This window comes from Empedobacter sp. UBA7252, assembly GCF_002472765.1.
In the GTDB taxonomy this organism is placed as follows: Bacteria; Bacteroidota; Bacteroidia; order Flavobacteriales; family Weeksellaceae; genus Empedobacter; species Empedobacter falsenii_B.
The window spans coordinates 1-22,975 of the sequence record NZ_DKSQ01000055.1 but is presented as its reverse complement, the minus strand read 5'-3'; the positions used below and the strand labels follow the sequence as shown (position 1 = coordinate 22,975).

At 31.1% G+C, this 22,975-nt stretch carries 21 protein-coding genes; 10 read left to right on the top strand and 11 right to left on the bottom strand.

Features of this window, described 5'->3' with window-relative positions; translation table 11 throughout:
- Positions 1-28: 28 nt before the first annotated feature.
- From B2X73_RS07865 to B2X73_RS07835, 7 genes are all read right to left on the bottom strand, one after another.
- Complete coding sequence (locus tag B2X73_RS07865) at positions 29-469, bottom strand: hypothetical protein (protein ID WP_257467985.1); 441 nt, start codon at positions 467-469, stop codon at positions 29-31.
- Positions 450-2,258, bottom strand: coding sequence for an excinuclease ABC subunit UvrC (gene uvrC, locus B2X73_RS07860; protein ID WP_280036900.1), 1,809 nt, complete (start codon positions 2,256-2,258; stop codon positions 450-452). The genes B2X73_RS07865 and uvrC overlap by 20 nt, the downstream gene beginning before the upstream one ends.
- A complete protein-coding gene (locus B2X73_RS07855; protein WP_291096173.1) occupies positions 2,258-5,368 on the bottom strand; it encodes a UvrD-helicase domain-containing protein in 3,111 nt (1,036 codons plus the stop codon). Before B2X73_RS07855 ends, uvrC begins: the two co-directional genes overlap by 1 nt.
- A 181-nt stretch (positions 5,369-5,549) precedes the next feature.
- Positions 5,550-7,193: a M56 family metallopeptidase gene (locus B2X73_RS07850; RefSeq protein WP_286494723.1), complete on the bottom strand. Its 1,644-nt coding sequence runs from the start codon at positions 7,191-7,193 to the stop codon at positions 5,550-5,552.
- A gap of 84 nt (positions 7,194-7,277) precedes the next feature.
- Positions 7,278-7,655, bottom strand: a complete 378-nt coding sequence (locus B2X73_RS07845) for a BlaI/MecI/CopY family transcriptional regulator (protein WP_038331851.1) — start codon at positions 7,653-7,655, stop codon at positions 7,278-7,280.
- A 130-nt stretch (positions 7,656-7,785) separates the two neighbouring features.
- Entirely contained in the window at positions 7,786-8,370 is a 585-nt protein-coding gene (locus B2X73_RS07840; protein WP_221854193.1) for a porin family protein, read from the bottom strand.
- Between the two features lie 147 nt (positions 8,371-8,517).
- The gene (locus tag B2X73_RS07835; protein WP_291096170.1) at positions 8,518-9,774 is read right to left on the bottom strand and encodes a 3-deoxy-D-manno-octulosonic acid transferase; all 1,257 of its coding nucleotides are present in this window, start codon (positions 9,772-9,774) and stop codon (positions 8,518-8,520) included.
- A 100-nt stretch (positions 9,775-9,874) separates the two neighbouring features.
- Between B2X73_RS07835 and B2X73_RS07830 the strand changes: the two genes are divergently transcribed.
- From B2X73_RS07830 to B2X73_RS07820, 3 genes are all read left to right on the top strand, one after another.
- Entirely contained in the window at positions 9,875-10,990 is a 1,116-nt protein-coding gene (locus tag B2X73_RS07830; protein ID WP_286494721.1) for a DegT/DnrJ/EryC1/StrS family aminotransferase, read from the top strand.
- Between the two features lie 96 nt (positions 10,991-11,086).
- Entirely contained in the window at positions 11,087-12,100 is a 1,014-nt protein-coding gene (galE, locus tag B2X73_RS07825) for a UDP-glucose 4-epimerase GalE (protein WP_221854190.1), read from the top strand.
- Between the two features lie 3 nt (positions 12,101-12,103).
- Positions 12,104-12,508 (top strand): NUDIX hydrolase, encoded by a 405-nt coding sequence (locus B2X73_RS07820; RefSeq protein WP_221854189.1) that lies wholly within the window; start codon positions 12,104-12,106, stop codon positions 12,506-12,508.
- 54 nt (positions 12,509-12,562) lie between these two features.
- Here the strand turns inward: B2X73_RS07820 and B2X73_RS07815 are convergent, their stop codons facing one another.
- A complete protein-coding gene (locus B2X73_RS07815) occupies positions 12,563-13,018 on the bottom strand; it encodes a copper resistance protein NlpE (RefSeq protein WP_219033668.1) in 456 nt (151 codons plus the stop codon).
- A gap of 85 nt (positions 13,019-13,103) precedes the next feature.
- Here B2X73_RS07815 and B2X73_RS07810 point away from each other — a divergent pair, with 85 nt between their 5' ends.
- The 6 genes from B2X73_RS07810 (at position 13,104) to B2X73_RS07785 (ending at position 18,787) form a co-directional block, all read left to right on the top strand.
- On the top strand, positions 13,104-13,610 hold the full coding sequence (locus tag B2X73_RS07810; RefSeq protein ID WP_291096168.1) for a methylated-DNA--[protein]-cysteine S-methyltransferase: 507 nt from the start codon (positions 13,104-13,106) through the stop codon (positions 13,608-13,610).
- A gap of 39 nt (positions 13,611-13,649) precedes the next feature.
- Positions 13,650-14,519, top strand: coding sequence for a lipoyl synthase (lipA, locus tag B2X73_RS07805; RefSeq protein ID WP_180905058.1), 870 nt, complete (start codon positions 13,650-13,652; stop codon positions 14,517-14,519).
- 82 nt (positions 14,520-14,601) lie between these two features.
- Positions 14,602-15,375, top strand: coding sequence for a GLPGLI family protein (locus B2X73_RS07800; protein ID WP_291096166.1), 774 nt, complete (start codon positions 14,602-14,604; stop codon positions 15,373-15,375).
- Positions 15,376-15,380: 5 nt separating this feature from the next.
- A complete protein-coding gene (locus tag B2X73_RS07795; protein WP_280049095.1) occupies positions 15,381-16,139 on the top strand; it encodes a GLPGLI family protein in 759 nt (252 codons plus the stop codon).
- Positions 16,140-16,194: 55 nt separating this feature from the next.
- Positions 16,195-17,454, top strand: a complete 1,260-nt coding sequence (locus tag B2X73_RS07790; protein WP_291096164.1) for a CinA family nicotinamide mononucleotide deamidase-related protein — start codon at positions 16,195-16,197, stop codon at positions 17,452-17,454.
- A gap of 172 nt (positions 17,455-17,626) precedes the next feature.
- Positions 17,627-18,787, top strand: a complete 1,161-nt coding sequence (locus B2X73_RS07785) for a dicarboxylate/amino acid:cation symporter (RefSeq protein ID WP_286494715.1) — start codon at positions 17,627-17,629, stop codon at positions 18,785-18,787.
- A gap of 63 nt (positions 18,788-18,850) precedes the next feature.
- Here the strand turns inward: B2X73_RS07785 and B2X73_RS07780 are convergent, their stop codons facing one another.
- From B2X73_RS07780 to B2X73_RS07770, 3 genes are all read right to left on the bottom strand, one after another.
- Positions 18,851-20,086 (bottom strand): DEAD/DEAH box helicase, encoded by a 1,236-nt coding sequence (locus B2X73_RS07780; RefSeq protein ID WP_286494714.1) that lies wholly within the window; start codon positions 20,084-20,086, stop codon positions 18,851-18,853.
- 76 nt (positions 20,087-20,162) lie between these two features.
- The gene (locus B2X73_RS07775; protein ID WP_115001543.1) at positions 20,163-21,254 is read right to left on the bottom strand and encodes an RluA family pseudouridine synthase; all 1,092 of its coding nucleotides are present in this window, start codon (positions 21,252-21,254) and stop codon (positions 20,163-20,165) included.
- Between the two features lie 11 nt (positions 21,255-21,265).
- Complete coding sequence (locus tag B2X73_RS07770) at positions 21,266-22,234, bottom strand: PASTA domain-containing protein (RefSeq protein ID WP_286494713.1); 969 nt, start codon at positions 22,232-22,234, stop codon at positions 21,266-21,268.
- A 91-nt stretch (positions 22,235-22,325) separates the two neighbouring features.
- Here B2X73_RS07770 and B2X73_RS07765 point away from each other — a divergent pair.
- The coding region (locus B2X73_RS07765) for an ATP-grasp domain-containing protein (protein WP_291096162.1) at positions 22,326-22,975 on the top strand (650 nt) is incomplete at its 3' end.

The window sequence follows — 22,975 nt, the reverse complement described above, 5'->3', positions numbered from 1 at the left end:
TTACAATTTAGTAAAACAGTTTATATTTTTAGATATCGTCTGTGTATAAATCAATAATTGGACGAGGCTTTTTTCGCTTGATTTGAGTTAGCCAATAGACAAAAATTCCTATTCCATTTCCAAAAATAATAATCGTAATCCAGACCAAACGATCATCACTTTTTATCAAATTTGGATTCTTTAAAGCATGCACAATAAAGTAAACAAAAGAAATCACACCAGTGAAAAAACTCATCAATACCAAAAAGATAAAAATGATAAGATTTCCTAATAAGGCACTCAATAGTGATTTAGAACTTCCTAAATGTCCTAGCTGCGCATCGAGCGTGCTAAACATCGAATAAAAAATTCCAAAATAACTTAACAAGCCAAGTATAAATAAAGTGATAGGAACAATTGCCAAAGTAGCTTGTAACTTTGGATTGTTCAAAAGAGACGTTAAATCTCTGTCAATTAGTAGATTTTTCATCATTCGAAAAATAATCTTTTATTTTTTTTGCTTTAGATTTTCCTATACAATCGGTTAATTCTAACAAAGATGCATTTTTTATTCGTTCGACCGATTTAAATTTTGTTAATAATTCTTTAATTGTTTGCGGACCGACACCTTCTATTTCTTCCAAAACCGAATTATAAGCGTTTTTACTTCGACGATTTCGGTGACGCGTAATTCCAAATCGATGCGATTCATCTCGCACATGTTGAAGCACTTTTAAGGTTTCAGAATTTTTGTCCAAATATAACGGATAAGGATCGTCTGGATAATAAATTTCTTCCAAACGTTTCGCAATTCCAATCACGGAAACTTTTCCACGTAACCCTAAACGATCAATCGATTTTAGAGCAGAACTTAATTGTCCTTTTCCACCATCAATCAAAATTAATTGAGGCAAAGATTCTCCTTCAGCCAAAACTCTTGAATATCGTCTTTCAATCACTTCTTCCATAGTTGCAAAATCATTTGGCCCTTCTACAGTTTTAACATTGAAAATACGATAATCTTTTTTGCTTGGTTTTCCATTTTTGAACACCACACAAGCCGAAACAGGATTCGTTCCTTGAATGTTAGAGTTATCAAAACCTTCTATATGTCGAGGTTCTGCAGGTAAACGTAAATCAACTTTCATCTGATTCATGATACGATTTGTATGACGATCAGGATCGACGATTTTAGTTTGTTTAAGCTGTTCTAAACGATAAATTCGAGTATTTTTTAATGATAAATCGACAATATGTTTTTTATCGCCAATTTTTGGAACTGTAATTTTTCTGAACGGAATTTCTAAACTCAATTCAAACGGAACATAAATTTCTTTCGAAGTTAAATTAAATCGATCTGAAAAATCAATAATTGCGCGCTCCAATAAATCTTCGTCCGTTTCATCCAATTTCTTTTTCCATTCCTCTGTATGCGACTGTATAATAGCACCGTGATAAATTTTCATGAAATTGACATACGCATATTCTTCGTCTGACGTAATCGAAAAAACATCAACATTGGTAATCGTTGGCGAAACAATTGTAGATCGAGATTGATAATTCTGCAACGCTTCAATTTTTTCTTTAATCATTTGCGCTTTTTCAAACTTCAAATCCGATGCATATTTCGTCATTTGATTGACCAAATATTGTTTTGCTTCGTTAAATTCTCCTTTGATAATATTACGAATTGCCGAAATTTGTTCGTTGTATTCTTCTTCGGTTTGATAAGCTTCACAAGGACCAAGACAATTGCCAATATGATATTCTAAACAAACTTTGAATTTATGATTTTCAATATTTTTCTCGCTCAAATCGTACGAACATGTTCTTAGTTGATACAATTCTTTGATCAAACCTAACAAAACTTTCATCGCTTTTCCGTTAGAATATGGTCCAAAATATTCCGAACCATCTTTGATTACATTGCGAGTCGAAAAAATTCGCGGAAATCGTTCATTTTTGATACAAATCCAAGGATAGGTTTTGTCATCTCTTAACAGGATATTATATCGCGGTTGATGTTCTTTAATCAAATTATTTTCCAACAACAACGCGTCATATTCAGAATTTACGTTGATGGTTTCGATGTTATCAATATTACTCACCAAAACACGCAAACGTTTTGAATCGTGTTGTTTATTGAAATACGAATTCACGCGACGCTTCAAGTTTTTCGCTTTGCCAATGTATAACAAATCTCCTTTTTTGTTATAATACTGATAAACACCAGGCGTTTCGGGTAAACTCGCTAATTTTAATTTTACATTTTCATTCATCAAAATACCTCTACAACATTTATTTTTTGCTGTTCATCATCAATATAAATCAAGATTTTGGTCTGAATATTATAACCTAAATTTCTAAAAAAATCTGTATATCTATTCACTTGAAAATGATGATCTAAATCGGGTTGACCAGTTTTATAATCGATAATTGAACAATTATTTTCAGAATCAATTACCACACGATCGGCTCTGAAAATTTGTCCATTTTCATCAATAAAATCGCGTTCATTTAAAACGGTTAAACCTTCAGCAAAATATGGAACTAATTTAGCATCTTGTAATAAATTTTGCAAGGTTTTTTGCAGATGTTCTACATTTTCGACTGAAATTGTACCACGTTGTTTTTCACTTTCGATGATTTTTGGTAAATCATTTTGTGTAACAATTTGCGATAAAATGTTATGAACTGTATTTCCAAATTCGGTGAATTTTAACTTTTCTTGCGCCTTTTCCGAATTCGTATTAATCACTAAACGCGTATTCCAATCCGAAGAATAAATTTTTAACTCAGCCGAAGAGTTTTCTATGATTTTAGGAGTTGAAATTCGTTCTGGAGAACCTTTCAAAATAACTTCATCCTCAGAAAAACCTTTACTGAATACAAATTCGTGTAAATAATTTGCAATATTTTTAGATTTCGAAGATTCTTTCGGTTTTAGCGCAATCATATACAATTGCTCTTTTGCACGCGTTGTTGCAACATAAAGCGTATTAATTTCATCCAATTGAACCAAATTCTCTTCTTCGTCAATCTTCGATTTTATCGCTTCATTTTTGATTGATTTTAATTCATTATTAATTCCAAGATAAAATGTTTCGAAGGGATTTTCTTCATCTTTTTGTAATGGAATCCAAATTTTAGAATTCTTACTTTGCCAATCCAAAAATGGTAAAATTACAACTGGAAATTCCAATCCTTTTGATTTATGAATCGTCATAATCTGGATTGCATCGACACCTTTTGGTGTTTTGATACTCGCTTTATCTTTGATCGTTGACCAAAACTCAAGAAATGAATTAAGATCAGATTCGTTTTTTGATGAATATTCTAAAATAACATCCAAAAAGCTCAAAATATAAGCTGGTGAACGCTCTTGTAAATGTAAAGTTCGAATCGCTTTTTCGGTGAAATCGTATAATGAAAGGTTTTGATCTTGAATAAAATCTAAATCAATTCCAACTGATTTGGTTAATTTTAAAAACTTAGGCAAATCACCTTTTAATGCTTTTTCAACTGTGATTGTTAAATCATTCGTTTTGAATAATTCTAATTCATAAGCCACCATCAAAAAACGAATTTTCGATTGCTCGTCTTGAGGATTTGATGTGATTTTGAACAAATATTCAATCAATTGAATTTCGAAAGAATTTTTTAACAACAAAGCTTCATTTGAAATTACAACCAAGTTATTTTCGGTCAAATATTTCGCTAACAAAATCCCTTGCGCATTACTACGAACCAAAATTGCAATATCATTTAAAGAAAAACCATTTGCTCGACAATCTTCTATCGTTTTTAAAACCAATTCTAAATTTTGTTCTTTAAATAAATCTTTCGAACGACCTTCTTGCTCAATGAAGTTTATTTTGACAAACCCATCTTTTTGATGATTGGTCAATTGTTTATTTCCGATTTCGTACAAATATTGAAAACTCGGCAAATTGAGTTGTGGTGCGATAAACGAATACAATTCATTGTTAAATTGGATAATATTCTCGTGGCTTCGCCAGTTTTTTTCTAACTCTTCAACTTTTATATTTTCTTCCTCTTTTCGATCAATTAAATCAATCATTTGCGCAGGATTTCCACCTCGCCAACGATAAATAGACTGTTTTGCATCGCCAACCAGCATAATTGTGTCAGATTGCGCGCGTGCATTTTCCACCAACGGATTCAGATTATTCCATTGTAACGTTGATGTATCTTGAAATTCATCAATAAAATAATGATTGTAACGGGAACCGATTCTCTCATAAATAAAATTGGCAGGTTGTTGTTGCAGATTTTTACTGATAATGGTATTGAATTCATTAATCAACAAAACATTTGAATCTTTTTTGATCGAATCCAATGATTTTTCAACCTCATTAATCAGTGAGATCGAAGATATATTTTTCTGAATCGAAGTTAATAAAAGTAAGTGATCGTTGATATTTGCAGCTTTTTCGAACAAATCTTTTATTTGAGGAAAAATAGATTCAGCAGTTGCATCTTTCACTTTCGAAAGGTAACCACCTTCCAAAATATCTTTTGTGTTGGCATCTGTTGGCAAAATCAAACCAAAACCATCAAAGTTTTTTAATTTTTGAAAAAAAGCTGCAATTCCACGACTTTTTCCTGGTAATTCATTTGCCGAAATTCCATTGTTTGCAAGTAATTCGAAAAACTCATTTCCAATTGTAATCAAACCATCTTTCAAAGTTTTTATATCATCAAAAATAACTTTTCGGTAACGAATAAATTCGTCTAACGAAATGTTTTTTAATTTTTCTAAATCTTGCAAATGTCGATCATTAGAAATATCTGAAGTGTCTGAAGAAAGCGTTTTTCGAATATCCCACGATTTATTTTCGTCCATATTATCCAACGCAATTTTGATCATTGTTTGCGTTAATTTTTCGTCTTCTCCAATTTTTGAATACAACAAATCAACCGATTCATTAATGATTTCATTTGTATTCATTTCGACATCAAAATTCATCGATAATCCCAAATCTTGTGCAAAAGATTTCATTAATCGAAGATTAAATTTATCAATCGTAGAAATCGAAAATTTGGAATAATTATGTAGAATCGCAATCAGAATATTATATGCTTTTGTATTAATGATTTCAGGTTTCAAATTCAATTCCGAAGCTAATTCCAGAATATATTGATTTTCTTTTGGATTAGGATTTTTGGCGATTTCTTCTAACGTTTCGATGATACGTTCTTTCATTTCACCAGCAGCTTTATTGGTAAATGTGATGGCTAAAATATGTTCGAAATGATAATCGCTTTCATTGGTTAATAACAACGAAAGAAATTCTTTCACCAACGTATAAGTTTTACCTGCACCAGCGGATGCATTGTAAATTTTGAAATCGCCTGCTTGTAACAAATTCTGAATTTTTAGGAAAGTTAAACAATCTTCTCAAAAATAAGAAATCAGAATGCCAAAACATGACGTACTAAAAAAGGAAACCCGAACGAGTTTCCTTTTTTTTGAATATGTTATATATACTATGAAATTTTGATTATTTCTTAATTTCTTTTTTTAGCTGTTTTTGCCTTTTCTCAATCTATTTTAGCATTTTCTTAGTGTTTTTTTCTTGTAATTCAAGTTCTTTCTTTTTTTCTTCAAGATGTTTACTCATTTCTTTAGGATCTTCAGAATAGAATGTTTTTACAGTAAATGAACCTAATTTTTGTATTTCGGGATTTTTAGTATCAGTTTTTATAGCTGTAATATCATAACCTCTTGCTTGTGCTTCTTTTAATTGTTTTTCTATTTCCGCTTTATCAACTCCTTTATTTTTTGAAAAACTTAGACTATAACCATTATCAATTTCTTTTGATTTTAATTGATTTTCTAAATAAACCTTATCAATTTCAGAACTAATAATTTTATGCTCAACACCATTTTTATCTGTATAAATAGAATAACCATTTTTCAACGTAATATTATTTTTTAATGTTGGCATTTTAGCTGTTTTTACTTTTTTATCAATATTCGGAATGTCTTTTTCTGAATTAAAAATTTTGATGATACTTGAATCTTTTTTGATAATTTCTATCAAACCTTCATTACTTTTTACAAAAACTTTTTCTATTTCTTTGGGATCAATTTTTTGCAAAACTTTTCCATCCGTTCCGTATAAAATCGTCGGAACCAACTCTTTTTTCAAGACAATATCTTTTATTTTGATAGAATCATTCAGAATGATATCTCCTGCGTCATTCAAGATAATTTTGTTTTGCGGATTACTTTTCAGAATCGTTTTTAGCTCATCTTTGGTAATCACTTTTTCTATTGGTGTAGCCGTTTTGACTTGATCTGTTTTGAGAAGCGAATCTCTTAAAGTAGTTGCTTGTCCAAGAAGAATTTCGGCCTGCGATTGAACAGGTTTTTCCAAAACTTGTTCTACTTTTTGAGCTTTTTTCTCAACTTCTTGTGCGAAAGATTTTTGAGAAAATAATACAAATGCACTCAATATAAAAGGTAATGATGCAAACGAAAGAATCTTTACTTTTCGTTTCGATGTATTTTTTGTCATCATAAGTAGGCGTTTTTTAGTTAGAATAAAATTGAAATTACTCGCCATCATAGATGGATTTTGCGTTGCAATACAATCTAAAATTTGATGTTGATAAGTTTTTAAATCTGAGTTTCTTTTCAAAACATATTCATCTGCCAAAAACTCGTGATTTAGTTTGATTGATTTTTTATAGAAATAAATAAACGGATTGAACCAAAAAAGAATCTGAAAAATTTCGATCAACAAAATATCCAAACTATGTTTCTGAATGCAATGCGCTTTTTCGTGATCAATTAAATTTTGATGTAAACTTTTTAGTTGCTTTTTCGGAATAAAAATATATTTCCAAAAACTATATGGTTGATTCGAATCTAAATCGAGAATGTATGTAATTTCTTGATCTTCGATCTTTTCTTCTGTCTTAATTTTGAACATCAATTCGTACAAATTGTAGATAAATCTTACAAGAAATATTACGCCAACCAAAATGTAAATAACATTCAAAATATCACCAAAATTGATTCCTTTTTCTTGTTGCAACAATTTAGGATTTTGCATTAGAAAAGCCAATAATTCGGGCGAAATATTCGTTTCTGTCGCTGTGATAGGCAAATCGATTTTGTACAAAGGCGCGATTAACGAAAATATCAACGAAAACAACAGATAAAATCGATTGATTTTATACATGCTTTCACGTTCCAAAAAAAGTTTATAAAAGGAATATAAAAATCCAGAACAAAGAATAAATTTTATAAAAAAGGCAACCATAGGCTATTTTTTTTTACGGTCTATTTCGTTGTCAATTATATCACGTAATTTTTCTAATTCTTCGACCGACATATTGTTCGATTTTGCAAAAAATGAAGCAAATTGTGTTGCCGAATTATTAAAGAAGTTCGAAATCATTCCTTTTACTTCTTTTGAAAAATAATCATCTTTTTTCACCAAAGCATAGTATCGACGCGAATTTCCCATTTGTTCGTAATCGATATAGCCTTTGTCGTGCATCCTTTTTAATAAGGTAGAAATTGTAGTATTCGCAGGTTTTGGATCGTCATAGGAATCGATGATATCTTTCGCAAAAACTTGTTTTCCACTCCAGATAACTTCCATTACTTCTTCCTCTCTTCTTGATAATTTAACTTTCATATCTACAACTGTGTTTTTATTACTACAAATATAGAATTTAATTTAATTTGACCAACTTATTTTTGAATTATTTAACGACTTTACAAAAAAAAGGAGCAAAAAAGCTCCTTGAATTTTGAATGGAAATGAATTACATTTCAGTTAATTTGTACGCTACACCTACACTAAAATATGTGTTTGTTGTACTTTTTGCAGCAGGATTATGATTGATATCTGTTAATCCTTTTGTAATACGAGCATTAATTTCTAACTCGTCTGTTACTTTATATCCAGCACCTAAATTTAATCCAAAATCAAATGTTTTGAAATTATCTGTAATTGGCTCTTTAGTCTTAATTTTATTGAATTCTGTTTTTTCTTTAGCAGAAACCAAGAAACCCAATTGAGGACCAAATTCAACATTTAAACCTTCCATAATTTCATAACGTCCCATTAACGGAATATTGATATTATGTGTAACTATTTTTTTATCACTACCATCATGTTTTTTGATCCCAGCACCTTGTTTAGAGTATAAAACCTCTGGTTGAAAACTGAATTGATCCGTTATTTTGTAGTTAGCATAACCACCAACATAAAAATCAGTTCTGAATTTAGAACTTTCGGTTCCAGATAAGGTTGGAAAATTAAGACCTCCTTTTACTCCTAAATCAATTTGCGCGTTTACTGCACTTAATCCACCGAAAAGTGCTATTCCTAAAATAAGTTTCTTCATTTTTTTATTACTTAAGTCTGAGTTATAATAATTAATTCAAAAGTAAAGTTTTATTCATACAGAAGATTGATTTACACTTTAAAAAAATCAATAATGCTTTTTTGATTCACAATTTCTGTGCCTTTTTTGTTAAAAATTGATAAAATTTTAAGATTTACAAATATCATCTAAATATTCTAAAATAATTTTAGTTGCATTTGGTGAATTTTGAACAAAATCTCTAGCTTTTTTTCCACTTTCTTTTCGGAAATTTTCATCGTTCATCAAACGATTCATAATTGTATCAAATTCATGTCGATTAGCAATAGAAAATCCTCCGCCAACTTCTATCAAATCCACAGCTTCCTGAAATTTCTTGTATTTAGGACCAAAAACGACAGGATTTCCAAATGTTACAGCTTCTAACGTGTTATGAATTCCTGCACCAAAACCTCCGCCAATATAGGTAATATCTGCATAAGAATAGACTTTTGATAAAATACCAATTGTATTTAGAATAAATATTTTCGAATCGATTAACTCTTGCTTGGATGTTTTTTCTAAATCAGAAAATTTAACTGCTTTTTGGTTGATTTTATTCTGAAAAGAATTGATTTCAGCATCATTCAAATTATGTGGTGCAAAAACAATTTTCCAATCATTATTTAATTTTTGGTTGATTAAATTCACAAATAATTCTTCATCTTTTGGCCAAGAACTTCCAACAACAATTAATTTCGAATTTTGTTTAAAATCATTCATAAAATCCAATTCATTATCTTGATGAATGATCTGTTTGACACGATCAAATCGCGTATCGCCTGCAATTGTATTTTGTGTGATATTGATTGAATCCAGTAAATCTTTTGATTTTTGATTTTGAACAAAGAAATGATTTATCAAACTTAATTTTTTCGCAAACCAATTATTTCCGTCTTTTTTGAAAAAATTTTGACTCTCTCTAAAGATTGACGAAACCACTATTGAAGGAATGTTTTGCTGATGTAATTCGATAATCAAATTAAACCAATATTCGTATTTCACCAAAATCAAAATTTCTGGATGAAGCACTTTTATTAACTTTTCTGCATTTGATTTTGTGTCCAAAGGCAAATAAAAAATAACGTCTGCGCCTTGATAATTCTTTCTAATTTCATAACCAGAAGGAGAGAAAAATGAAACAGCAATTTTATGTGTTGGATAGTTTTCTTTCAATGCTTCGATCACTGGTCTACCTTGTTCAAATTCGCCTAAAGATGAACAATGTACCCACAAAACTTTATCGGTTTCTGAAATTTTAGAAGCTATTTTTTCTTCCCAATTTTTTCTTCCATCTACCCAAAGTTTTGCTTTTTCGTTAAAATTCGAAGCCAATTTTAGCGCCATTCCGTACGCCTTAATTGATGTGTTATAAAATCCTTGCACAATGTTGCAAAGTTAAAAATTTAGAATGAGCTTTTTTTGTACATTTGTTGTAATAATAACGACTTTTTAAAGTTGTAGATTTTGAAAGATTCATTAAGTTATGAAAAAAATACAAATGGTTGACTTACAAAGTCAATATCAAAAAATAAAAGGAGACGTTGATGCAGCAATTTTGAATGTTTTGGATTCGGCTGCTTTTATTAATGGACCAGAAGTAAAACAATTCGAAACTGAATTGCAAAATTACTTAAATGTAAAACACGTAATTCCTTGTGGAAACGGAACTGATGCGTTGCAAATTGCTTTGATGGCTTTAGGTTTAGAACCAGGTGATGAAGTAATTACGGCAGATTTTACATTTGCTGCAACAGTAGAGGTTGTTGATTTATTGAAATTAAATTCGATTTTAGTTGACGTTGATTATGATACTTTTACAATTGATACAGAAAAATTAAAAGCGGCAATCACGCCAAAAACAAAAGCAATTATTCCAGTTCATTTATTTGGTCAATGTGCGAATATGGACGAGATTATGGCAATTGCAAAAGAACATAACTTATATGTTGTAGAAGATACTGCACAAGCTATTGGAGCGGATTACAAAGGTCGAAAAGCTGGAACAATTGGTCACATTGGTTGTACATCTTTCTTTCCTTCAAAAAACTTAGGTTGTTATGGTGATGGTGGAGCAATTTTTACAAATGATGATGATATTGCACATCGTTTACGTGGAATTGTAAATCACGGAATGTACAAACGTTACTACCACGATGAAGTTGGTGTTAACTCTCGTTTGGATTCTGTTCAAGCAGCAGTTTTACGTCGTAAATTACCTTTCTTAAATGATTATAACGCTGCTCGTAACAAAGCTGCGGCTTATTATACAGATGCTTTTAAAGATATTGATGCATTATTAACGCCTGTAAAAGGAGAAGACACAACTCACGTATTCCATCAATATACGTTACGTGTAACAAATGGAAAACGTAATGAATTACAAGCGTTTTTAACTGAGAAAGAAATTCCTGCGATGATTTATTATCCTGTTCCATTACGCAAACAAAAAGCGTATGATAACGGGCATTATAATGATGCAGATTTCCCAAATACAAACAAATTGGTAGAAGAAGTAATGTCTTTACCAATGCACACAGAGTTAGATGAGGAGCAATTGGCTTACATCACTTCTGCTGTTCGCGAATTTTTTGGAAAATAATTTATCCTAAAAATAATACGAAAAAGCTTCTGATTAGTTTCAGAAGCTTTTTTATTTTCCTAAATTTGATTTCACTATAAAAACTAAATATTAAAAATGAGTAAAATATTAGTAACTGGAGGTTTGGGTTACATTGGTTCGCACACAGTTGTAGCTTTACAAAATGCAGGTTATGAAGTTGTGATTATAGACGACTTGTCGAACACAGAAATTGGCGTGTTGGACAAAATTACTTCTATTACTGGAACAAAACCAACTTATTTCGAGATTGACTTAAAAGATCAAGAAAAAGTAAACGAATTTTTCAAAATAAATAAAATAGACGGAATTATCAACTTCGCAGCGCATAAAGCAGTTGGAGAATCTGTTGAAAAACCGTTGATGTATTACCGTAATAATATTTTAGGTTTGATTAATCTTTTGGATGCGATGAAAGATTTTGATACAGATAATATTATTTTTAGTTCGTCTTGTACAGTTTACGGACAAGCGGATAAAATGCCTATTGACGAGCAAACTCCACTGAAAAAACCTGAATCTCCTTATGGAAAAACGAAACAAATGGGAGAGGAAATTTTAGAAGATTTCTCAGCAGCATTTGATAAAAATGTGATTTGTTTACGTTATTTCAATCCAGTAGGTGCGCATCCAACTGCTAAAATTGGAGAATTACCAAAAGGAATTCCAAATAATCTAATTCCTTATGTTACACAAACTGCAGCTGGAATCAGAGAAGCATTATCGGTTTGGGGAGATGATTATCCAACGCGTGACGGAACGGCAATTCGTGATTATATTAATGTAAATGATTTGGCTGATGCACACGTAAAAGCGGTAACTCGTTTGATCGAAAATAAAAATAAAGCAAAGCTAGAATTCTTTAATCTTGGAACGGGAACAGGATCTACGGTTTTAGAAGTTGTTCACGCATTTGAAGATGCCAATGATTTGAAATTGAAATACGAAATCAAAGAGCGTCGCGCAGGAGATATTATCGAAGCTTATGCAAATAACTCTTTAGCAGAAAAAGAATTGGGTTGGAAACCTGAAACAAAATTATCAGAAAGTATGCGTACTGCCTGGGAATGGCAAAAAAGTTTAGAAAAATAAAAGATGATTCAATTACCAACAGCGGGTTTATTAGTTATTAAAAATAATAAACTGCTTTTGACATTTAGCAAAAATAAAAAAGCGTGGTATTTACCAGGTGGAAAAATTGATAAAGGTGAAAATTCTGAAACAGCTTTGGTAAGAGAAATAAAAGAAGAATTGAGTTTGGATTTGGTAAGAGAAGAGCTCAATTTTTATTGTCATATTACAGCTGAAGCATATGGAGAACAGGATCTTTTGATGGAACAAGATTGTTTTTTGTACGATTTGAACGAAGAAATAAAACCAACAAATGAAATTGAAGCTTACAACTATTTTACTTTTGAAGAATATTTACAAGAAGAAATTCAAGTAATTGGTGTAATTAAAGTTTTTGAAAAATTAACAAAAGATCATTTATTGAACTAAAATAATTTCAAAAATAGAAGGCAATCCGTAATCGAGATTGCCTTTTATTTTTTATTATTTAGTCTTTTTCAAGATGTATTTATCTTTCAAATTTCCTGTAATTTCTTTTCCTTGTTGATCCAAAACTTTCAATCTATTTTCTTCAACTTTCAACACTAATGGACTTACATTAGAATTTAAATGTAAAACATTTCCAGAAGCATCCCATTTATAAAATCCTTCGTCTTGATAAACTGTTTCTTTTCCTAAATATTCTTGCTCAATAAAAAAGTTACCATCTTTTTTCAATTCAACAATATATTTTATTCCTTCGCAATCGGCACAAGGTAAAATTCCTTCATATTTTCCTACCCAATTCAAAGAGTTTTTAGAATTATGTTCTGCCATAGCTACAATAGCAGGAATAGCATTATCAATACTATTGTTTTTTTGTTCTTGTTGAACACCTTTTGATTGGCAAGAGAATATAATGAAGGATGCGAAAATACTCGCGAATATAGATTTTTTCATAAATTAATTTTATGATATTTTTAACAACAAATTTGATACCAAATTACGACTATATTTTTCTAACTTTCAACTAAAATTTTATAAAATGTTTCACTCAAAAAAAATACAAACACCTCTTGGAGAAATGCTTGCAATAAAGTCGGAAAAAGGACTTTGTATGTTAGAGTTTTTTGATGGAAAATCGACCGAAAAACAACTCAAAGAAATAGAAAACTTGGGTGATATTTTAGAAAAAGAAGATGAGGTTTTGAACCGTTTAGAAAATGAATTGAACGATTATTTTGAAGGGAATTTAAAAGTGTTTACCATTCCGCTTGATTTGATTGGAACAGATTTCCAGAAAAAAGTTTGGAACGAATTAATCAAAATTCCGTTTGGAGAAACAAGATCATACAAAGATCAATCGATAGCTGTTGGAGATTTATTAGCGATACGAGCAGTTGCAAATGCGAACGGGAAAAACAAAATTGCAATCATAGTACCTTGTCATCGTGTAATTGGTTCGGATGGTTCGTTAACTGGATATGCAGGCGGAAAGAAACGCAAACAATTTTTGTTAGAATTAGAATCGCAACAATTGAATTTATTTTAGAAAAATAAATTGTAAATTAGCCAATCAGAAAAGTAATGTATGAGTGTTGAGCTATTACCAGATGGAAGAGTAAAAAAACCTGAATGGTTGCGTGTAAAATTGCCTACAGGGAAAAAACATCGTGAATTAAGAGGTTTAGTTGATAAATATAAATTGAACACAATTTGCCAAAGTGGAAGTTGTCCTAATATGGGCGAATGTTGGGGTGAAGGAACAGCAACATTTATGATTTTGGGAAATGTGTGTACACGTTCTTGTGGTTTTTGTGGCGTAAAAACTGGTCGTCCAGATCAAGTGGATTGGGCAGAACCTGAAAAAGTAGCGCGTTCTATCAAATTAATGCAAATAAAACATGCGGTTTTAACGTCTGTTGACCGTGACGATTTAAAAGATATGGGATCTATTATTTGGGCAGAAACGATACATGCTGTTCGTAGAATTAGCCCAGGAACAACGATGGAAACTTTGATTCCAGATTTTCAAGGAATTGAAAAACACATCGATCGTATTGTAGAAGCTGCACCAGAAGTGCTTTCTCATAATATGGAAACGGTTCGTCGTTTAACACGAGAAGTTCGTATTCAGGCAAAATATGATCGTTCGTTAGAAGTTCTACGTTATGCAAAAGAAGCAGGTCAACGTCGTACAAAGACTGGAATCATGCTTGGTTTAGGTGAGTTTGAAGACGAAGTTTTTGAAACAATTCAGGAAGTTGCTGATGCAAATGTAGATGTCATTACAATTGGTCAATATTTACAACCAACGAAAAAACATTTGCCTTTGAAAGAATTTATTACGCCAGAACAATTCAAAAAATATGAAGACTTCGCTCGTGGATTAGGATTCCGTCATGTAGAATCAGGACCTTTGGTTCGTTCTTCTTATCATGCAGAGAAACATATTTTATAATCAAAATTATTTCATCATATTTTAAAGAGACACAAGTTATTGTGTCTCTTTTTTATTATATTTAAATCTTAATTAAACTACTATGAAAAAACTATTAACACTAATTATCATCATTATTATTTCAAGTTTTGCGCAAGCGCAGTTTTATGAAATTACTTACGAAACACAAGTTCAAACGCATTACAATGAAGAAGGATTAAAATGGTTTGAAGAAGCAGTTGGCGGTGATAAGCTGCAAATCAAGATAATGATTGAGATGAATCAAAATCCACCAAAGGAAACATTTAAGTTTATTTACAATGAATCGTTAAGTAAATCGGAATATATTCGTCGTATAAATAATAATCAAGATAATGAATCTATGATTTCTAAAGTACCAATGAATATGGGAGGGATTGTTGTAAATGATTATAAATTGAATCAATTCTCATACGAAATAGACGTTTATGGTAAAAATTATTTAGTTAAAGATAATTTAATACCGATTAATATTACTGATACAGGAAAAACAAAGGATATTATTGGTTTTAAAGCTTATGAAGCTACAGGGAAATTAAACGATATAGATATAATTGTTTGGTACACAAAAGATATTCCATATTTATATACACCTGATATTTATACGACTTCAAAAGGTTTTATTTTAGAGTTACACTATAAATTAAATTTTGATAATTCGGAAATGATCAATTCTTGGTTAGCAATTGCTAAAAAAGAATCTAAAAAATCGCCTAAAATAAGTGTGCCTAAAAAAGGAATTGAGGTAAAAGCAAATCAAACTGATGCAATTTATGATGAAGCTAATAAAAAAATGAATGAATTGAGAAACAATAGCGAAGGAGTTGATAAAAAATAATTAACATGAAAAAACTATTAATACTAATCATTCTCATTTCAAGTTTTGTACAAGCACAATTTTATGAAATAGATTTTGAAGTAAAACCTCAAATTCATTTTACGGATAAAGCTTTAGAAGAGATGAAGCAATATTATCCAGATCAAAAACAAAGAGACGAAGTTTTAGAAATGTCTAAAAATATTCCTTCGATTAATTATCAATTTTCCTATAATAAAACTCAAAGTCAATCAGTGAATATTCAAAAAATAGATAATTCTCAACAAGCACAAGGAGGTTCAATGGGAATTAGTCCAGATATAGGAGAAAAACCAATTTTTGATTACAAAGAGAAAGTTTTTTACAATGAAACAGATTTGTTTGTAAAGAAAATGATCATTTATGATTCGCTGAATTATGTAAATTTTAATGACACCGGAAAAAGTAAAACTATTCTTGGAATCGAAACCAAAGAAGCAATCGGGAAATACAAAGATGTTGAAGTTATTGCTTGGTATGCGCCTTCAATTCCTTATTCGTATTCGCCAGATAAATATTATGGTACAAAAGGTTTGATTTTAGAATTGCATTATAAATACACGAAAGATGATGTAGAAGTGATGATTTCGTGGAATGCGACAAAGAAAAAAGAATTAAAAAAAGCACCAATTTTTACAATAAATAATAAGTTACAAAAGGTATCCTATTCAGAATTTATGAGAATGATTGAAGAGGATAATCAAAAACAGCGCGAATTACATAATCAAGGTGTAGATAGAAAATAAAATCATATAAATAATGAAATCAAACTTGCTTAACTTTAAGCAAGTTTTTTTATGTATGAAAATTAAAGCGACATTACTCACAATTGGTGACGAGATATTAATTGGTCAAATTGTAGATACTAATTCTGCATTTATCGCCAAACAATTGAATACGATTGGGATTGAAGTGGAAGAAATTATTTCTGTTCAAGACGAAATGAGTCATATTATTGAAGCTTTCGAACGAGGAATTTCTAAATCAGATATTGTAATTGTAACAGGAGGTTTAGGACCTACAAAAGATGATAAAACTAAAGCAGCTTTGTGTCAATTTTTGAATTGTGAACTAGTTAAAGAGCCTAAAGTTTTAGAAAATATTGTTCAATTATTTGTTGCCAGAGGTTACTCAAAAGAGTTGAATAATCTTAATCAAGATCAAGCGTTAATTCCAAAAAAGTCTATATTTATTCAGAACAAATATGGAACAGCGCCATGTCTTTGGACAGAAATTGAGAATAAAATTATCATCAATTTACCAGGTGTTCCTTTTGAAATGAAAGGATTAATTCGTGACGAAATTATTCCAAAATTACAAGACCAATTTCAATCAGAAACTATTGTTCATCATGATATTTTGGTGAGTGGAATTCCAGAAAGTGATTTAGCAATTTTGTTAGAAGAATGGGAAAATAATTTGCCCGAATTTATTCATTTGGCGTATTTACCGAATCGAACTTCTATTGATTTACGATTTTCAGCGTTTGGAACAGATAAAGAATTTTTACAAAATGAAATTCAGCATCAAATCAATCAATTCAAATTAATTGCAGGAGAATTTCTAGTTTCTGAAAATTCAGGAAATGCGCAGCAAATTTTGGGTGATATTTTAAAAGAAAAAGGATTGACAATTTCGACTGCCGAAAGTTGTACTGGAGGAAATATAGCAAGTTTGATCACGTCTGTTTCGGGAAGTTCTACTTATTATTTTGGAACAATTGTTTCGTACAACACTTCTGTAAAAGTAAATTTGCTAAATGTGAATCAATCTGATATTGATGAATTTACAGTAGTTTCGGAACAGATTGCTGAACAAATGGCAAAAGGTGTTCGAAATCAATTAAAAACGGATATTAGTATTTCTACAACTGGTGTCGCTGGTCCAAACAAAGGCGAAGATGGAAAAGAAGTTGGAACGGTTTGGATTTCTGTTACAAATGGTCATTCAACATTGAATAAAAAATATTTTTATCCCTATTTAGATCGAGAAGAATTCATTAAAATTGTTTCCAATAATGCGCTGAATTTAGCAATTCAGTTTGTGAGAGAGGAGTGTTAAAATAATGACTCTTGGGCAAACCAGAGTGATATGAAAAGATTATAAATAGAAATCAGAGTGATAGTGTATTTTTTAATGTCATATAATTTAGTGAAAAAATTTAAATATTTCCAAAAATATATTTAGTCTATTAAATTAATAGAGTTTATATTTGTCGCAAATTTTGTGTCAAATGTTAAAAAAGATTGCGAGCAATACATTATTTCGATTGCTTTTGGGTGTGATTGCCGGTTTGGTTTTAGGAAATTATCTGAACGAAAATACAATTCAAGTTGTTTTATCCTTAAAATATTTTACAGGGCAATTAATTTTCTTTTTGGTTCCGTTAATTGTGATTGGTTTTATCGTTTCTTCAATTACGAAATTAAGCGAAGGCTCTGCTAAAATAGTAGGTTTTTCATTATTAATTGCATATTTATCTTCAATAGGAGCGGGGTTATTTTCGATGATTGCAGGTTATCAAATCATTCCAAATTTATCTATTCCAACTTCAGTGGATTCGTTGCGAGAAGTTCCAAAAATTTTATTTCAATTAGATATTCCGCCAATTTTTTCGGTGATGACAGCGTTGGTTATTTCGTTGATGCTAGGAATGGGAATTTTGATTACAAAAGCGAAGGAATTAGAAAAGATTTTTGATCAATTCAAAGATATTGTAATTCTTTTGGTAAATAAAGTTTTGATTCCGATTTTACCTTTTTTCATTGCTGCAAATTTTGCAATTTTGAGTTATGAAGGTTCTATTGAAAAACAATTACCAGTTTTCTTGAAAGTAATTTTAATCGTTATTATTGGTCATTTTATTTGGATGACATTAATGTATACAATCGCAGGATTTTATCATAAAACAAATCCATTCAAACTACTAAAACATTATCCTCCTGTCTATTTAACGGCTGTTGGAACAATGTCATCTGCTGCATCTTTGGGTATTGCTGTGAAAGCAGTTGACGATAGTAAAGTAATTAAACCAACGATTGCTAATTTTACGATTCCATTTTTCTCGAATACACATTTATGTGGTTCGGTTTTGACAGAAGTTTTCTTTGTGATGACGGTTTCGCAAGTATTGTATGGTCATATTCCTGATTTAGGAACAATGGTAACTTTTGTTTTGCTTTTAGGCGTTTTTGCAGTTGGTGCACCAGGAGTTCCAGGTGGAACAGTTGTCGCTTCGTTAGGATTAATTTCAAATGTTTTAGGATTTGATGAAGCTGGAGTAGCTCTAATCTTGACTATTTTCGCATTGCAGGATAGTTTTGGAACGGCGTGTAATATTACAACTGATGGCGCATTGAGCATGATTGTAGATAAATATGCTGATGAGAAATAATTTTAACTCAACTATGAAAAATATAAAAAAAATCACTTCATTTCGAAGTGATTTTTTTTTGCTTTATTTTCTTCTTCCTCGATGAGGATTCTTTGGTTTCGTATCTTTTTTGGGTTTAAAACCTGTATTATTTTTCTTGAAATTATTATTGTTACTATTTGCGTCAGGTAATTTATAAAACTCTTTTGGTGTTTTAATCACCGTCACATAATTACCAATCAATTTCTCAATATTTGCCAAATCACCTCTTTCGTCAGCAGCACATAAAGAAATTGCTTTTCCTTCGCGTCCCGCACGACCAGTACGTCCGATTCGGTGTACATATGTTTCAGGAACATTCGGTAATTCGTAATTGATCACATAAGGTAATTGATCAATATCGATTCCACGAGCAGCAATATCAGTGGCAATTAATACTTTTAATTTTTCTTCTTTGAAATCATTTAAAGCACGTTGTCTTGCATTTTGAGATTTATCACCATGAATTGCCGCAGCAGGGATTCCTGCTTTTTCCAAGTGTCTTACCAAACGATTTGCGCCGTGTTTTGTACGTGTAAAAATCAAGGTACGATCTTCTGGATGCTCGTTTAAAATGCTAACCAAAAGTTTTACTTTCATGTCTTTGTCTACATGATAAACAAATTGCTCAACTGTTTCGGCAGTCGAAGAAACAGGTGCCACGCTGACTTCTTTTGGACGACGAAGAACTGAATGAGAAAATTTTCGAATGTTTTTTGGCATCGTTGCCGAGAAGAAAAGTGATTGTCTTTCTTTTGGAATGATTTCTAAAATCTTTTTGATTTCATGAACAAATCCCATATCCAACATACGATCGGCTTCATCTAAAACAAAAATCTCTATTTGATTAATTTTTAAATGTCCTTGTCCAATCAAATCCAACAAACGACCAGGCGTTGCAATTAAAATATCAACACCATTTTTGATGGCTCCAATTTGTGGATTTTGATTAACACCTCCAAAAATCGCTAAATGTTTTAATGGTAAATTTTTACCATATAATTTAAAACTTTCGTTGATTTGAATGGCTAATTCACGTGTTGGCGTTAAAATTAATGTTCTAATTTTTCTTCCTTTACTCGGAGAATTTGTTAAGTTTTGTAGAATAGGAATTGCGAAAGATGCTGTTTTTCCTGTTCCTGTTTGTGCACAACCAATAATATCATTTCCTTCTAAAACTAAAGGAATAGATTGCTCTTGAATTTCGGTTGGTTCTGTATATCCAGCCTCATCAATTGCTTTTAAAATTGGTTCAATTATATTTAATTCTGAAAAATTCATTGATTAAAATCGTGTAAGTTTTTATATAGAAATAGATAAGCACTTCCGTAGAAGTGCTTTATAATTAAAAATAAATCTATTCCATTTCTTTTGCGTTGCGATCAATTTTTTCCTCAGGTTCTGTTGCATGAACAGAGTTTGCCGAATAATTTCTCCAACGTTCTAAAATATCTATCATATCAGCAGGCATCGGGGATTCGAAATACATACGTTCTCCTGTTGTAGGATGATCAAATCCTAATGTGCGTGCGTGTAAAGCTTGGCGAGGACAAGCAGCGAAACAATTGTCAACAAACTGTTTGTATTTGTTGAATGTTGTTCCTTTCAAAATGCGATCTCCACCATAACGAGCATCATTGAATAATGGATGACCCAAATGTTTGAAATGCGCACGAATTTGATGTGTACGACCAGTTTCTAATTTACATTCGACCAATGTAACATAAGAAAAATTCTCCATTACTTTATAATGTGTCACAGCATGTTTACCTTGATCTCCATCAGGAAAAACTGCCATTTGCATACGATCTTTTAAGTGTCGACCAATATGTCCTGTAATTGTTCCTTCTTGTTCTGCCAAAACTCCCCAAACCAAAGCATTGTATAAACGGTCTGTTGTGTGAGCTGCAAATTGTTCTGCTAAACTTGTCATCGCAACTTCTGTCTTCGCAATAACCAAAAGTCCGCTTGTGTCTTTATCGATACGGTGTACCAAACCAGGACGTTCCATCTGATCTGACATTGATGGTAAATTATCAAAATGAAACTTTAAGGCATTTACCAAAGTTCCTGTATAATTTCCATGTCCAGGGTGTACAACCATTCCAGGTTCTTTATCAATTACGACAACTTGATCATCTTCGTAAATAATTTTGATTGGAATATCTTCTGCTATAACTTCATTCTCGCGTGGAGGAGTTTCTAACATAATCTGAATAAAATCTCCAGGCTTTACTTTGTAATTCGATTTTACAGATTCATTGTTCACTAAAATGTTTCCGTTATCGGCTGCTTGTTGAATTTTATTTCTTGTTGCGTTCTCAATTCTAATCATTAAGAACTTATCTATACGCAATAACGATTGACCTTTGTCAACCGTTATTGAAAAATGCTCGTATAATTTATTGTCGTTTTCCTCTTGTAAGAAATCTTCTAAATCTTCTGTCATTTATTCTCTTTCTATTCTATAATAATCTCTTCTGGAGCTTTAGGCGCTTCTGTAGGCTTTTGTTGCTCTGTAGGCTGATTATTTTGTTGTTGCTGTTGTTGCATATCTTTGATCTGCTGTTCAGCTTTTTGTGTTATAATATCTCTATATTGAGAACCGCTAATTGTATCTTCGCCAAAGTTTTTGTACTGAACATCCAATTCTTTTAACTGCGTTCTAATTTTATCGCGAGGTTCTGTTGATAACCAAATATCAATTGGTTGACCTTGATCGTAAGTATCCGTAGCAAATGGGAATTGATAAACAACTCTTGCGTTGATTGTATCATGAGAAGCTCCAATAAATTTGATTTGACCAATCTCGAAGAAATTATCTTTGATTGATTTTTTAGCTTCTGTCAATGTTAAATTAACCAAATTAGGCATTCTAACACCAGATAACATTCCGCGTCCTAATACCAAATCAACTGTCGCAAAACGAGGTAATTGTTCTCCTGCTTTTACAATTTTTCCGTTGTATAATATTTTAAGAACTGCATCTTTTGCTAAATCTGGTTCGTAAATTATTTTTCCAATTTTAAGACCAGAAATTTCTAATTGTGTAAAGGCTAAACGTTTTGATTTTCCAACTAAATCTGGTAATTCAACTGGACGATATGTTTTCGGATTTGACTTAATAAAGATACGACGACCTTCTTTTACACGCGATTCTGCTGCAGGATAAAAATCCATAATAGCAAAAGGTTTCGTATTTGGATCAAAACGAGAACTATCTACTTCGTATGTCAAACCAAGTTCTTCTAACTTAGCTGTAGCATCAGTAATATTCATTTTAGATAAATCCGGAACTTCAACAAATTCATTGTGATTTGTATACGAATCTAACCAAATGTTAAAAATAAAATGGTAAAGCCCAAATGATAGCGCTATTACAATAGCTACATTCAGCAAAACTTGAATGATTGATTTTACTCCTTTCATTGAAATGATAAATTGTCGCACAAATATAGTTTAAAAATAATATTTATGATTGATGTCAAAGTTCTATATTTGAATAAATTTTAAATTAAACATGTTAAGAGTAGCAGTTGTAGCAGGTGGATATACGGATGAAAGCGTGATTTCGTTGAAAAGTTGCGAGTTAATTTACTCAAGTCTAAATCCAGAAAAGTACGACAGAACAAGGGTTCGAATCTTAAAAGAAGGTTGGTTTGCCGAAATTGAAGGCGAAAAATATCCAATCAATAAAGGTGATTTTTCATTTGAAAAAAATGGAGAAAAAATTACGTTTGATGTCGTTTTTAATACAATTCATGGTACGCCAGGCGAAGATGGTTATTTGCAAGCGTATTTTGAAATGATTGGTTTACCATACAATGGATGCCCTTTTTATCAATCTGCCTTAACATTTAATAAAAAAGATTGTATCGCAGTATTGAGTAAATATGGAATTCCACACGCGAAATCAATTTATCTTAATCAAGGAGATCAATATTCTGCAAAAGAAATTATCGATCAAGTTGGTTTACCTTGTTTTGTGAAACCAAATCGTTCAGGATCAAGTTTAGGAATTTCAAAAGTTCATAAAGAAGATGAATTTGAAGCTGCAATGCAAAAAGCTTTTCTTGAAGATAAAGAAGTTTTGATCGAATCTTTCTTAGATGGAACTGAGATATCGGTCGGAGTTTTAAATTACAAAGGAGAAACAATGGTGTTGGGAAT